This is a genomic window from Amycolatopsis heterodermiae, assembly GCF_034929455.1.
Taxonomy (GTDB): Bacteria; Actinomycetota; Actinomycetes; order Mycobacteriales; family Pseudonocardiaceae; genus Amycolatopsis; species Amycolatopsis heterodermiae.
This window is the reverse complement of record NZ_JAYFSI010000005.1, coordinates 54,220-67,420: the sequence shown is the minus strand read 5'-3', so window position 1 is coordinate 67,420 and position 13,201 is coordinate 54,220. Positions and strand designations below refer to the sequence as shown.

Annotated in this window: 16 protein-coding genes; 9 read left to right on the top strand and 7 right to left on the bottom strand. The window is 74.6% G+C overall.

The genetic code is table 11. The annotated features are described in order from the left end of the window. The first annotated feature begins 73 nt into the window (after positions 1-73). On the top strand, positions 74-1,081 hold the full coding sequence (locus VA596_RS22580) for an LCP family protein (protein WP_323329825.1): 1,008 nt from the start codon (positions 74-76) through the stop codon (positions 1,079-1,081). On the opposite strand, the gene VA596_RS22575 is transcribed toward VA596_RS22580, so the two are convergent. From VA596_RS22575 to VA596_RS22555, 5 genes are read right to left on the bottom strand one after another with little or no spacing between them, the layout of a single operon-like run. Next, positions 1,068-1,331, bottom strand: coding sequence for a hypothetical protein (locus VA596_RS22575; RefSeq protein WP_323329824.1), 264 nt, complete (start codon positions 1,329-1,331; stop codon positions 1,068-1,070). The two genes, VA596_RS22580 and VA596_RS22575, sit on opposite strands and share 14 nt — an antisense overlap. Continuing rightward, positions 1,328-1,453: a hypothetical protein gene (locus VA596_RS22570; protein ID WP_323329823.1), complete on the bottom strand. Its 126-nt coding sequence runs from the start codon at positions 1,451-1,453 to the stop codon at positions 1,328-1,330. The genes VA596_RS22575 and VA596_RS22570 overlap by 4 nt, the downstream gene beginning before the upstream one ends. Beyond that, positions 1,450-1,965, bottom strand: a complete 516-nt coding sequence (locus VA596_RS22565) for an arsenate reductase/protein-tyrosine-phosphatase family protein (RefSeq protein ID WP_323329822.1) — start codon at positions 1,963-1,965, stop codon at positions 1,450-1,452. Before VA596_RS22565 ends, VA596_RS22570 begins: the two co-directional genes overlap by 4 nt. Next, positions 1,962-3,176, bottom strand: a complete 1,215-nt coding sequence (locus VA596_RS22560) for a glycosyltransferase family 4 protein (protein ID WP_323329821.1) — start codon at positions 3,174-3,176, stop codon at positions 1,962-1,964. The genes VA596_RS22565 and VA596_RS22560 overlap by 4 nt, the downstream gene beginning before the upstream one ends. Further along, positions 3,176-4,126, bottom strand: a complete 951-nt coding sequence (locus VA596_RS22555; protein WP_323329820.1) for a GDP-L-fucose synthase family protein — start codon at positions 4,124-4,126, stop codon at positions 3,176-3,178. The genes VA596_RS22560 and VA596_RS22555 overlap by 1 nt, the downstream gene beginning before the upstream one ends. Between VA596_RS22555 and gmd the strand changes: the two genes are divergently transcribed. From gmd to VA596_RS22525, 6 genes are all read left to right on the top strand, one after another. Then, positions 4,101-5,300: a GDP-mannose 4,6-dehydratase gene (gene gmd, locus VA596_RS22550; RefSeq protein ID WP_323329819.1), complete on the top strand. Its 1,200-nt coding sequence runs from the start codon at positions 4,101-4,103 to the stop codon at positions 5,298-5,300. The two genes, VA596_RS22555 and gmd, sit on opposite strands and share 26 nt — an antisense overlap. Then, entirely contained in the window at positions 5,297-6,451 is a 1,155-nt protein-coding gene (locus tag VA596_RS22545; protein WP_323329818.1) for a glycosyltransferase, read from the top strand. Before gmd ends, VA596_RS22545 begins: the two co-directional genes overlap by 4 nt. After that, entirely contained in the window at positions 6,439-7,245 is an 807-nt protein-coding gene (locus VA596_RS22540; RefSeq protein WP_323329817.1) for a glycosyltransferase, read from the top strand. The genes VA596_RS22545 and VA596_RS22540 overlap by 13 nt, the downstream gene beginning before the upstream one ends. After that, positions 7,230-7,898 (top strand): acyltransferase, encoded by a 669-nt coding sequence (locus VA596_RS22535; RefSeq protein ID WP_323329816.1) that lies wholly within the window; start codon positions 7,230-7,232, stop codon positions 7,896-7,898. Before VA596_RS22540 ends, VA596_RS22535 begins: the two co-directional genes overlap by 16 nt. Further along, positions 7,883-9,151, top strand: a complete 1,269-nt coding sequence (locus tag VA596_RS22530; RefSeq protein ID WP_323329815.1) for a hypothetical protein — start codon at positions 7,883-7,885, stop codon at positions 9,149-9,151. Before VA596_RS22535 ends, VA596_RS22530 begins: the two co-directional genes overlap by 16 nt. A gap of 340 nt (positions 9,152-9,491) precedes the next feature. Then, a complete protein-coding gene (locus VA596_RS22525; RefSeq protein WP_323329814.1) occupies positions 9,492-9,812 on the top strand; it encodes a hypothetical protein in 321 nt (106 codons plus the stop codon). Here VA596_RS22525 and VA596_RS22520 read toward each other — a convergent pair. After that, positions 9,781-10,992: a polysaccharide biosynthesis protein gene (locus VA596_RS22520; RefSeq protein WP_323329813.1), complete on the bottom strand. Its 1,212-nt coding sequence runs from the start codon at positions 10,990-10,992 to the stop codon at positions 9,781-9,783. The two genes, VA596_RS22525 and VA596_RS22520, sit on opposite strands and share 32 nt — an antisense overlap. Before the next feature lie 79 nt (positions 10,993-11,071). Between VA596_RS22520 and VA596_RS22515 the strand changes: the two genes are divergently transcribed. Together VA596_RS22515 and VA596_RS22510 are read left to right on the top strand one after the other, a co-directional pair. Next, positions 11,072-11,818, top strand: a complete 747-nt coding sequence (locus tag VA596_RS22515) for an FkbM family methyltransferase (RefSeq protein ID WP_323329812.1) — start codon at positions 11,072-11,074, stop codon at positions 11,816-11,818. After that, complete coding sequence (locus VA596_RS22510) at positions 11,815-12,648, top strand: FkbM family methyltransferase (protein WP_323329811.1); 834 nt, start codon at positions 11,815-11,817, stop codon at positions 12,646-12,648. The genes VA596_RS22515 and VA596_RS22510 overlap by 4 nt, the downstream gene beginning before the upstream one ends. Here the strand turns inward: VA596_RS22510 and VA596_RS22505 are convergent. Further along, on the bottom strand, positions 12,612-13,160 hold the full coding sequence (locus VA596_RS22505) for a serine O-acetyltransferase (protein WP_323329810.1): 549 nt from the start codon (positions 13,158-13,160) through the stop codon (positions 12,612-12,614). The two genes, VA596_RS22510 and VA596_RS22505, sit on opposite strands and share 37 nt — an antisense overlap. Positions 13,161-13,201: the final 41 nt, after the last annotated feature.

Sequence of the window (13,201 nt, the reverse complement as noted above, 5' to 3'; positions counted from 1 at the left end):
CGGGTGCGCGGCCGGGTCACCTGATCGTTGCGCCCGCGTTGACAGCGCCCCGGCCGGGAACCACTGTCGGAGCATGAGCCCGAACGCGCCACGCCGGTGGTACACCGTGGCCGGCCGGATCGCGCTCGTCGTGCTGGCGCTGCTGACCATCGGCGTCACGGCGTACGGGTGGCACCTGCAGCGCGTGGTGACCAGCGGCCTGGGACAGCTGCCGGGTGACGTGTTCGCCGGCCTGCCGTCCCGGCCGGCCCCGGCGGCGCCCGTCCCGGAGGAGGCCAAGCCACCGGTGACGGTCCTGCTGGTGGGAAGCGACCGGCGCGAAGGTCCCGACGTCGGCGGCGGTGTGACGGGGGAGCGGGCCGACAGCATCCTGCTCGCGCACTTCGCCGCCGGGCACAAGCGGCTGGAAGTCCTTTCCGTGCCACGGGATTCCTGGGTGCCCATCCCCGGGCACGGCACCGCGAAGATCAACGCGTCGCTTTCGCTGGGCGGCGTCGGGCTGGTGATCCGCACCCTGGAGGACCTGACGGGGATCCGGATCGACCACGTCGTCGTCGCCGACTTCGCCGGGGTCCGGCGGCTGACCACCGAGCTCGGCGGGGTGCCGGTGGACAACCCGGTGGCCTCGACCGACCCGCAGACGCGGATCCACTTCGACGCCGGGCCGATCGTGCTGGAAGGCGACCGGGCGCTCACCTTCGTGCGGCAGCGGTACGGGCTGCCGAACGGCGACCTGGACCGCATCGGCCGCCAGCACCTGCTGCTTTCGGCGCTGGGCCGCGACGTCGCGACGAAGGCCCTGACCGACCCGGGGCTGCTGGAGCGGGTGCTGGGTGTCGTGCACGACACCGTCGCCGCCGACGCCGGCCTGACCCCGGACCGCTTCCGCGAGCTGTTCCTCGACGTCGCCACCCTGCGCCCGGACGCGGTCACGTTCCACACCGCCCCGGTCGCGGGATCCGGGCGTTCGCCGGACGGGCAGGCGTACCTGACCCTGGACCGGCCGCGGCTGGCGGCGGCGGCCGAGGCGCTGCGGGCGGGCCGTCCGCTGCCGTTGCCCGCCACGGTCAGCCCTTCCTGAGTTCGTCGGTGGGCGACAGGGACCCGCCGTAGGCGCGCGGCACGGGGATCACGGCGATGACGCCCTTCCGCCGCTCGGCCGCGCGCCGCCGGGCCCGCACGACCGCGCAGACGCCGGCCAGCAGGCCGGCCCCGCCGAGGCCCAGCCAGATCTCGGGTCCGTGCCGGACCCCGCCGTGTAGTGGTGCGGTGAGGAGCCAGAGCAGGCCGGTGGTGAGCAGGATGGTGAACGCGATGGCGGGGGCTTTCACCGTGCACCCGCCATGCCGGTGGTGAGCGCTTCGGTCACGGCGTCGGCCAGCAGGGCGGCTCCGCCGAGGCCGAGCCAGACCAGGCCCGTGGTGAGCAGGACCGTGAACGCGACGGCTTTCACCGCGCACCTGCCACGTCGGCAGTGAGCGCCCCGGCGACGATGTCGACCAGCTCGGTGATCCGGGCCGTCGTGGCCGCGTACAGGCGCGCGTCCCGCGGATCCGGGACGTCCTGGACGGTCACGGTGCCGCGGTCGCGCACGGCGTGGGCGACCAGGTCCTCGAACCCGCGCGCCCCGCCGTCCGATGCGGCGCGGGCGACTTCGCCCAGTGTCACGACCTTTCGCAGCGCGCGCGGGGAAAGCCGCACGGTTTCCGACAGTTCGGCCCAGGTCATCGTGACCACCGCGGCGGCGTCGGCCACCAGTTCGGCGGTGAGCTGGCGGGACCGGAACCCGTCGTCCGCCAGGCCGTGTGCGGCCAAGGCGGACCGGGCCGCCTCGGCCATGGGCTCGCCCGGGCGTGCGCGGACCCCGGCGCTGGAGAACGTCCCATCCACGCGGGCGGTGAGCAGGCCGGCCGCCAGCGGCGAGCGGAAGACGTTCGCGGTGCAGACGACCAGCACGGCGGTCACCCCGGGCTCCGCTCGCCGAGCGCCGTGACCCAGTCGCGGTAGCGCCGGGCGGCTTCGTCCGCACCCAGCACCGTCTTCGCGTACCTGCGGCCGCTTTCGCCGAAGCGGTCGGCTCGTTCGCGGTCCCGGCCGAGCTGCAGCGCGGCCGTCAGCAGCGCTTCGGGATCGCCGGGGGTGACGCGGACGCCGGCGCCGGCCGCGGCCAGCTCGATCCCGGCGGGGCTGTCCGGCTCGGTCGCGGCCAGCACCGGCCGCCCGGCGGCGAAGTAGGACGTCAGCTTGCTCGGCACGCAGACCGAACGCAGGCCCGGGCGTTCGTTGACCACCAGGACGTCGGCGGCGGCGAGCATGCCGGGGAAGTGCCGGTCGGGGACCGGCGGCAGCACGGACGCCCGCCGGATCCCGGTCGCGAGCCGGCACAGCTCGGCCCGGCGGGAGCCGTCCCCGACGAGCATGAACCGCACGTCCTCGTCGCGTTCTTCGGCGAGCCGGGCGGCCGCGACGACGTTTTCCAGGCCCTGCTTGGCCCCCATGTTCCCGGCGTGCAGCACGACCGGGCCGCACCCGGCGGGCCACGGGTGCTCCTCCGGCCACGGCTCGTCGGCCGGCGGGCCGGTGTGCGTCCAGTTGCGGATCACCGTGATCCGGCCGGGCTCGACGCCGTGCCGCTGCCGCAGCGCCTCGGCGAAGCATGCGTGCACCGCGACGACACCGTCGGCCGCGCGCAGGAGCCGGCCTTCGAGCCGGCCGACGTGCGAGCCGCCGGGCGTGCCCAGCTCGGCCGCGGCCGAGGCGTACAGGTCCTGGACGACGACGCCGAACGCGGCTCCCGCCGTCGCCGCCAGCTGCCGCGCGGCGACCAGGGACAGCAGGGACGGGCTGATCCCGAGCACGACGTCGACGTCGCGAAGGCCGCGGGCGCGCAGCCACGCGTGGGCGGCGAACGAGCCTTCGTGCAGGATCCGCCCGAGCCCGGCCGAGTCCCGGGGGACGAAGTGCCGCAGCCGGGTCAGCCGGACCGGGCCGTCGGTCTCGCGGCGGACGAGCCCCCGGTACCCGGCGGCGGTGCGCCACTGCGGGTAGTACGGGAAGCCGGCGACGACCTGGACGTCGTGCCCGGCGGCGGCGAGCGCCCGCGCGGTGCCGGTGGTGTAGGGCGCGATCCCGGCGTGTTCGGGGGCGTAGTTGAGGCCGACGACGAGAATCCGCATCAGACCGCGACCTCCTGGTGGCGCAGGTACCAGTCGTAGGTGCCGGCCAGGCCGGCTTCGAGCCCGATCTCCGGCCGCCAGCCCAGCGCCCGGATCCGGCCGACGTCGAGCAGCTTGCGCGGGGTCCCGTCCGGCCGGGAGGGGTCGAAGCGGATCTCCCCGGTGAACCCGGTGGTGGCGGCGATCAGCTTCGCCAGGTCCGCGACGGGGAGGTCCTCGCCGGTGCCGACGTTCACCGGTTCGTCGTCGTCGTAACGCTCCAGCAGCGTCAGGCACGCCGCGGCGAGGTCGTCGACGTGGAGGAACTCCCGCCGCGGCCGGCCGGTGCCCCAGACCTCGACGGTGCCCGCGCCGGAGCGGATCGCTTCGTGGAACTTGCGCAGCAGGGCGGGCAGCACGTGCGCGCGTTCGGCGTCGAAGCGGTCGTGCGGGCCGTAGAGGTTGGTGGGCATGGCCGAGATCCACGGCAGCCCGTCTTCGCGGCGGACCGAACGCACGTGCACCAGCCCGGCGATCTTCGCCACGGCGTAGGCCTCGTTGGTCGGCTCCAGCGGCCCGGTCAGCAGGGCGGACTCCCGGATCGGCTGCGGGCAGTCCCGCGGGTAGACGCACGACGAGCCGAGGAACAGCAGCCGGGGCACGCGGAGTTCGCGCGCGGCGTCCAAGAGGGACAGCTGGATCCTCAGGTTGTCGCTGAGGAACTCGGCGGGCGCGGCCGCGTTCGCGGCGATCCCGCCGACCCGCGCGGCGGCGGCGAGCACGACCTGCGGGTTGTGCCGCCGGAGGAATTCCCTTGTCGCGTCACGGTCTCTGAGGTCGAGCTCGGCGGAAGTGGCGGTGATCAGCCGCGAAACCCCCCGCCGCGCCAGCAGCCGCAGGCAGGCGGACCCGACGAGGCCGGTGTGCCCCGCCACGTAGATCGGCGTGGTCAGGGTCAGCGCACGACGCATCGGCTTCACTCCTCGTTCCGGCAGAACAACGCTTTTGTGTGAACGTGTCCGCACGCGACTCGCCGCTGTCCTCGTGCGGGCCAATGATGGGACGAGCCCAGCCGGACGCCGACGGATCGCACTTTCCGGGAGAACCGCGATGAAAACCGCTTTGATCACCGGGATAACCGGACAGGACGGAAGTTACCTCACCGAGCTGCTGCTCGCCAAAGGGTACGAAGTCCACGGGATGATCCGCCGCGCGAGCACATTCACGACCACGCGTATCGACCACCTCTACCGGGACCCGGTGCGGGAACCCGGCCGGTTGACCTTGCACTACGGCGATCTCACGGACGGTTGCCGGCTGGCGAACCTGGTGGCCAGCATTGCTCCGGACGAGGTCTACCACCTCGCCGCGCAGAGCCACGTGCGGGTGAGCTTCGACGAACCGGTGTTCACCGGCGACACGACCGGCCTGGGCACGGCGCGGCTGCTCGAAACCATCCGAATGGTGGATCTTCCGTGCCGGTTCTACCAAGCTTCCAGTTCGGAAATGTTCGGGGAAACGCCGCCACCGCAGAACGAGAATTCGCCGTTGCGGCCGCAGTCCCCCTATGCCGCGGCCAAAACCTACGCCTATTGGGTGACCCGCAACTATCGCGAGGGTTATGGCATGTACGCCGTGAACGGGATTCTCTTCAACCACGAAAGCCCGCGCCGCGGCGAGACCTTCGTGACCCGCAAGATCTCCCGCGCGGCGGCGATGATCAGCGCCGGCAAGCAGGATGTGCTGCACTTGGGAAACCTCGACGCCACCCGGGACTGGGGGTACGCCCCCGAGTACGCCGAGGCGATGTGGCTGATGCTGCAACAGGACTCGCCGGACGACTACGTCATCGCGACCGGAACTCCCTGCACGGTACGGGAGTTCCTCGGCCACGCCTTCGGGCACGCCGGGCTCGACTGGCGCGACCACGTGCGCTTCGACGACCGGTACGTCCGGCCCGTCGAGGTGAAGTCGCTGATCGGCGACGCGGGCAAGGCCGAACGCGAGCTCGGCTGGCGGGCCCGGGTGCACGCGCCCGAGCTGGCCCGGCTGATGGTCGAGGCCGACCTCGGGGAGATCACCGGCGTCCACGCCCCGCGCCCGCGGAGCGCGCCGCACGACAGCGCGCGGGGGGCCACTCGATGACGCTGCGCGTGCTGCACGCGGTGGCCAGCGTCGGGGACAGCTACGGCGGGGTCGCCGCGGCCGTCGCCGCGCTCGGCGGGGTCGAAGCCCGGCTGCGGCACGACGCCACCCTCGTCACCGTGCACCGGCCGGAGGAGGGCGGGCGGATCCTGCGGGACCTGCCGCTGTGGTTCGACGTCGAGCTCGTCCCGCCGGGGCGGCTCGCGGGCCGCTTCCACGGCTCGGCGCGGCTCAAGTCCACCCTGGCCCGGCTGGTGCCGCAGCACGACCTCGTCGTCGTGCACGGCGTCTTCGACTTCACCGCCCACCTGTGCGGCCGGACCGCCCGGCAGTACGCCGTGCCCTACCTGGTGTGGCCGCACGGCAGCCTGGATCCCTACGACCTGCACAAGCACGCCTGGGCGAAGCGGCGGCTCGCGCCGCTGTGGCGGGAGACCCTGGCCGGCGCGGCGGCGGTCGTCTGCACCACCGCCCGGGAGGCCGAGCGGCTGGTCGACTTCGGCGCCGGTTCCCGCCGGACGGTGCTGCCGCTGCCGGTGCCCACGGCGGCGCCCGATCCGCGCGCGGTGGCGCGTCGCGCGTGCGGGCTGCCCGAAGACGGCCGGATCGTGCTGTTCCTCGGCCGGATCGACGAGAAGAAGGGCCTGCCGCTGCTGCTCGCCGCCTTCGACCGGGCGGCGCGCCCGGGGGACGTCCTGGTCGTGGCGGGCGCCGGTGACGACCGTCTCGACCGGGAGCTGCGGACGACGGCGGCCGCCCGGCCCGGAGCCGGTCGGGTCGTGTTCACCGGCTGGGCCGACCCGGTGCGCCGGCGCGACCTGCTCGCCGCCGCGGACGTCTTCGCGCTGCTGAGCGACAACGAGAACTTCGGGGTCGCCGTCGCCGAGGCCCTCGTGGCCGGCGTCGCGGTGCTGGTCAGCGACGAGGTCTACCTCGGCGACGAGCTGGCGCCGGAAGGGGCCGCCGTGGTGACCCCGCGCGACCCGGCCGCGGCCGGGAGGGCGTTGCGCGACCTGCTCGGCGACGACCGCCGCCGCCGGGCGGTCGGCGCGGCCGGGCGGGCGTGGGCGTGCCGCGAGCTGGACGACGGCCGGGTCGGCGACCGCTACCGGCAGCTGGTGAAGGAGGTGCTCACCCGGTGGTCCGCTTGAGCGTGCTGATGCCCTGCCTCGACGCGGGGCGCCACCTCCGCCCGGCCCTGGCCTCGGTGCTCGGGCAGCTCGGCCCCGACGACGAGCTGGTCGTGCAGGACGCCCGGTCCGCCGACGGCTCGGCCGAGGTCCTCGACGAGCTGGCGGCCGAAGACCCGCGGCTGCGCGTGGTCCACGAGCGCGACGGCGGCCAGTCCGACGCGCTCAACCGCGCGCTGCGCCGGGCCCGCGGCGACTTCGTCCTGTGGGCCAACGCGGACGACCTGCTGCTGCCCGGCGCCCTGACCGCGGTGCGCGGGGCCGTCACCACGCGGACGCAGGTGGTCGTCGGCGGCTGGCAGCTCGTCGACGGCGAAGGTGGTCTCCTGCGGGAAAGCCCGGCCGAGCGGCTCGACCGCGGGCAGCTGCTGCTGCGCGGCTGCTACGCGTTCTCCGGCGCGCTGGCCGTGGACCGCGAGTTCCTGTGCGCCCGCGGCGGTTTCGCGCCCGACCTGCACTACGTCATGGACTTCGACCTGATGCTGCGCCTGGCCGGCGCCGACCAGGCGGTCGTGCCGCAGCCGCTGGCCGCGTTGCGCTACCACGACGCGAGCAAGTCCGGCGGGCTCGGCCGCCGCTTCTTCACCGAGGGGGCCCGGGTGCGGTGGCGGGGCTGCCGCACGGCGCCCGACGCCGTCCGCGCGCTGGCCGGCACGGCCTGGCACGCCGCGGGCGTCGCGACCGCGAAGCTGCGGTTCGGCGCCCGCTACACATCCCTGCGACAGAAGGTGGTTTCCCGGTGTTCGACCAGCTGAAGAGCCTGGCCCGCACGGCCGCGTGGCTGCTGCCGCCCGGCCGCGGCAAGAACCGGGTGCTGCGGCTGCTCGGCCACGACGTCGCCCCGTCGGCCCGGATCGGGATCTGCCTGTTCCGCGGCGCGACGGCGGTGCGGATCGGGGCCGGGACCGTGATCGGCTCCGGCAACACCTTCCGCGGGCTGCGCGTGCTCGACGTCGGCGAGGGCGTCATCATCGGCCAGTTCAACTGGGTCTCCACCGCGCCGACGCTGCGCGACGTCCGCGACGGCGACCACGGCGCGCTGCGGCTGGGCGACCACGCCGTGCTGACCAACCGCCACTACGTCGACGTCTCGGGCGGGGTCGTGCTCGCGCCGTTCGCGACGATCGGCGGCGTCCGCAGTACGGTGCTCTCGCACAGCGTCGACCTCGGGACGGGCCGGCAGACGACCGTCGCGGTCCGTCTCGCCGAAGACGCCTTCGTCAGCACCAACTGCGTGGTCATGGCGGGGACGCGGCTCACCCGGCGGGCGGTCCTGGCGGCGGGCAGCGTCACGGCGCTGAACCGCGAGTACGAGCCGAACACCCTGTTCGGCGGGGTGCCGGCCAAGGCGATCCGCGAGATCGACGGGGCCTACTTCCACCGGACGCGCGCGTGGATCGGCCGCTGACCCGGGCCGGGCTGCTGCCGCCGCTGGTCGCCGGCCTGGGGCTGTGGTTGTACCTGCCGCTGGGCGGGCGGCTCTCGCTGACCGAGCTGGCCGCGCTGGTGCTGACCCCGCCGTGCCTGTTCGCGCTGCTCAAGGTGCGGCGCGGGCCGGCGGTGCTGGTGACGGGCCTGCTGTGGCTGGCGGGGCTGACCGTGAGCACGCTCCTGCGGCCCGCACCGGGCGGGGAGGTGGCGCGGGCGTTCGCGTCGCTGGGGACGCTGGTCGTCACGATCGGCTTGCTGTGCCTGGTGTTGCGGTCTCCGGACGCCGACCCGGCGGCGCTGCGGCGTCGCGTGCTGCTGGGGTTCGCGTGGGGCCAGCTGGCCGGGCTGCTGGTCACGCCGCCGACGGTGGCGGCCCTCGACCCGTGGAAGTTCGGCGCGGGCCAGGCCGTGACGCTGCTGGTGCTGCTGGCCGCGGAACGGCTCCGGCCCCGGACTCGTCGTTACGTGGTCCCGGTCCTGCTGTTCCTGCTGGCGGCCGGGCACCTGGTCACGGGGTCGCGCAGCCTGGCCGTGCTGACGGTGGCGGCCGGACTGGCGGCGGTGCTCGCCCCGCTGGGCAGCCGCCGAGGCCGCGCCCGGGTGGTCGCGCTCGCCGTGGCCGTCGCGATCGGGGCGCTGGTGCTGCAGCAGGTGTACGTGACGCTGGCGAACGAGGGCGAGCTGGGGGCGGCGCAGCAGCAGAAGGTCCAGTTCCAGCAGGGGGATTTCGGTCTGCTGGTGGGCGGGCGCAAGGACGCGGTGTTCCTGCTCGGTGGCATCGCGGCGAGCCCGCTGCTCGGCTGGGGCCCGGGCGCGGTGGTGCCCCCGGAGGTCAAGGCGACGGCGCTGGACTGGCTGGAGTCCCACCACTACCCGGTCCACGGCTACGACCGGCTGACGCTGGTGCAGCCGCCGGAGCTGTACCTGCACTCGATCCTGCTGGGAGCATGGGCAACGGCGGGCCTCGGAGCGCTCCCGTTTTGGTTGCTGGCAGTGGTGCTGCTGGCCCGGGGCATCACGCGCGCCCTGCGCCGCGGCGGGGTGGCGGAGGTGTACGTCCTGCTGGTGGCGTTCTGGCACGTGTGGTTTTCCCCTCTGGGGGACACGACTCGGGGCCATCTGGCTTTGGCGTTGGCCTTGGCGCTGACCTCGCTGTCTCGGCGGGAGTCGCGGGAGGAACCGACGGCCGCTCAGCAGGTGGAGAGAGTGCCCGAGACTTCAACGCGCTGAGGACTCTCCCGCGACACGCGCGGCGAGGGGTGCCTTCGGCTCGACGCGCGATCAGCCGGCGGGGCTTGATGCGGCGGGAGCGGCCGGGTTGATCATTGGGCGCGCCGCGGCTGTTGTGCTGCCCGGCTCGCCGGGCCGCCGGGCTGCCCCGCGCGGCGGCGGGCGGTCAGCGGGCGTGGCGCGGTTCGTTGTGGCAAAAGGTCTGCTCGGTCGTGCCGCATCAGTGGCGTGCCGCGGCTGATTTGCTGTCCGGCGCGCTGCCGCGCGGCTGTGGGTGGTCAGCGGGCGTGGTGCGGTTCGTTGTGGCAAAAGGTCTGCTCGGTCGTGCCGCATCAGTGGTGTGCCGCGGCTGATTTGCTGTCCGGCGCGCTGCCGCGCGGCTGTGGGTGGTCAGCGGGCGTGGTGCGGTTCGTTGTGGCAAAAGGTCTGCTCGGTCGTGCAGCGTCACTGGTGTGCCGCGGCTGATTTGCTGTCCGGCGCGCTGCCGCGCGACGGGCCGGTGCTGGTGTTCGTGCTGATCGTCGTGCAGATGATCCCGGGCATTGTGATGGCGAACGCGCCCTACACTGCGCGCGTTCAGCAGGCGCGGTGCGGTTCGTTGTGGCAAAAGCCTGCTCGGCCGCGCAGCATCACTGGCGCGCCGTATCGTCGCGGCGGCTGAAGTGGCGCCAGGTCAGCACCCCCAGCACCACCACACAAGCCGCCGCGTAACCCGCCGCTGCTCCCGCCGCGCCGCCCGTGTGCGCTCCCACCGCTATCGCGGCCAGTCCTGTTGCCACGCCCGCCGGCAGCAGGATGCTCATCGCCACCTCGTCGCCGCGGGCCTGACGCAGCAGCACCAGCAGTTGCGCGGCCACCACGCACACCAGGGCCGCCAGGTACCAGCGCACCGCCGGGACCGCCGCCGCGAAGGCCGGGCCGGCCACCAGTGGCACCAGCCGGCCCGCGGTGAGGAACACCGCCGCCGATGCCACCGCCGACGTCACCCCGATCAGCCGCACCACCCGCACAGCCGCCGGGGCGCCGGTGGCCAGCGACGGCAGCACCGCCGTCCCTGCCGCCGTCACCAGGACCAGCAGCGGCCCCAGCAGCCGCGCCCCCAGCGCGTAGTAGCCGGCCTGGACCGGTCCGGCCACCGCCGTCACGACCACTGTGTCGAGCAAGGCCAGGTTCCCCGCGACCCCGGCGCCCGCGAACCGCAGGCCGTAGCGGATCGGGCCGGTCGCCGGGCCTGGCTCGAACGGGGCCCGACGGGTGAGCATCACCGCGGTCCCGGCCAGGAGCCCGCCGAGCAGCGCGGCCGCCGCGGGGACGCCCGCCGCCGTCAGGGACAGGCCGGCCACCAGCGCGACCAGCCGTTCTCCGGCGGCCACGCCGGCCGCGACCCCGGCGCGTCCCCGCAGCTGCCAGTCCGCCTGCACCACCAGCAGGGCCGCCCGCGCGACGCCGTAGGCCACGGCGAGCCCGACGAGCATCACCGGCAGGCCTAGCACGGCGGAAACCAGCAGCACGACCGCGGTGGGCCCGGCCAGCACCGCGCTCTTGCGCACGACCAGCAGGCGCCCGGCTCCCGGGGGTGGCCCGCCGAGACGGCCGCCGTCGCGCAGCAGCCGGGCCGACGCGCCGAAGTCGCACAACGGCACCAGCGCCGAAGCCACGCCGTACCAGGCCGCCGCCTCGCCGAACGCGGCCGTGCCGGTGTGGCGCGCCACCACCAGCAGCTGGATCCCGGTCAGCGCCTGGGCCACCAGCTGCCCGCCGCCCACGCGCAGCGCGGCGGAGAGCACGGCCCGGAAGCCGTGACCCGAAAGGGTTGTCCTGGCCGTCCGGCGCTGCGCCACGCCTGCGATTCTGCCCAGAATCGAAGGAGGTTTCGAGACGGGACAACGACATTCGCCGGATCGAAGGACGGGAAACAGGATGCCGCAGGACCTCGCCCGGCTGGTGCCGCCGCCGATGCGCGCACTGCTCAAGCGCACCGTCAACCGCTTCGGCCTCGAGGTGTCGCGCGACCCGTTCGCCCGCCGCCTGGTGCGGTTGTGCGACGCGCTCGGCGTGCGGTCCGTCGTGGACGTAGGCGCCAACAGCGGCCAGTACGCGCGGTTGCTGCGCAGCGCCGGGTACGACGGCCGGATCCTCTCGTGCGAGCCGCTGGCCGTGCCGTTCGGCATGCTGCACGCGGCCGCGACCGGAGACGCCGCCTGGGACACCGTCCGGACCGCGCTCGGCCGCGAAACCGGCCGGGTGACCGTGCACGTGGCCGGGAACTCCTACTCCTCTTCGGTGCTGGACATGCTGCCCGCGCACGTCGACGCCGCGCCGGACTCCCGGTGCGTCGGCCACGAGGACGTCCCGATGACCACGGTGGACGACCTGCTCGGCGGCGAGGTCACCGAACCGGTGCTACTGAAGATGGACGTCCAGGGCTACGAAGCCGAAGTGCTGGCGGGCGCGGAAAAGACGCTGCCGTCGCTCTCGATAGTGCAGGCCGAGCTTTCGCTGGTGCCGCTGTACGGCGCGCAGCCCCTGATGGACGAGATCGTGCGCCACCTCGACGACCGCGGGTTCGCCGTCTGGTCGCTCGAACCCGGCTTCCGCGACGCGCGCACCGGCCGGATGCTCCAGTGCGACGGCATCTTCGTCCGGCGAGACCTGGTACCGGGGTGACCGTCCCGCGGCCGCGGCTGGAAGTGGGGCCGGGCGCCGGGTCGCTCCGGACCCGGGCCGCGCTCGGCCTCGCGAGCTGCCACGCGCGGCTCACCGGCGGCCGGGTGCGGGTGCCGGTGCTCAAGGCGCTCGACCGGCTGCTGCCGGCCGGCCCGTTGCCGCGGGTGCGGGCGCACCTCGCGCCCGGGGTCGACGTCGAGCTGGACCCGGCGGGCGCGCTCGCCCGGGCGTCGGTGATCGCCGCCGGCTACGAACACGGCGAGGTCGAGGCGGTCGCCGACGCCGTCCGGCCGGGCGGGCTGTTCCTCGACGTCGGCGCGAACATCGGCTGGTTCACGCTGATGGTGGCGACGCACCGGCCGGCGGGGGAGGTGTGGGCGTTCGAACCCCTGCCCGCGACGGCGGACCGGCTGGCCGCCAACGTCCGCCGCGCCGGCCGGGGCAACGTCCGCGTCGTGCGGGCCGCGGCCGGTCACGTCGGCGGCGAAGCATCGTTCACGTCCACAATGGACGATGCGTTCGCCCACCGGGCGAGCGGAGACGGCCCGTCCGTCGTCTGCGCGGTGACCACAGTGGACGCCGAGTGGGACCGGGCCGGGCAGCCCCGGGTGGACGCGGTGAAGGTCGACGTCGAAGGCGCGGAGCCGGACGTCCTGCGCGGCGCGGAGCACGTGCTGCACCGGGACCACCCGGTGCTGCTGGTCGAAACCCCGGACGCGGCGGCGGTGGCCGCCGTCGAAGCCGTCTTGACGCCGCAGGGTTACCGGCGCCGGGAGCGCGCCGGCCTGCTGCCCTACAACTCGCTGTTCCGCTTCGCGGGAACCGGATGAGCCGGGACGCCGACGGCGAGCGCGCCGGCCGGGACGTCGTCGAGCACCACGGCGCCGGCCCCGACGCGCGCGCCGTCGCCGATGCGCACCCCGCCCAGCACCGTCACGCCCGCGCCGAGGAAGACGCCGGCGCCGACCACGGGGTAGGCGTGCCCGCCGCGCTCGCCGAGGCGTTCCCCGAGCGTCACGCGCTGGCACACGAACCCGTCCGGCCCGAGCACCGCACCCGCGCCGAACACCACCCCGCCGGGGTGCTCGAGCCGCAGCCCGGGGCCGATCCGGCAGCCGGGCACGAAGTCGGCGCCGGTCAGCACGTGGGCGAGCGAGCGCACGAGGTGCGCGGCAGGGCGCAGGATCCGGTGCGCGTAAAGGACTTCCTGCACCCGCAACAGGAAGACGGCGAGCACGCCGGGCTTGGCCAGCAGCAGCCACACCGCGCGCACCGGCGACCGCACCGGCCTGCCCGCGGCCGCGGCCAGGTCGGCGGCCCAAGCCATCCGGAAAGCGCCCACCGGACCTCCTCCGCATCGCCCCCGAGAATAAGGAGCAGCGC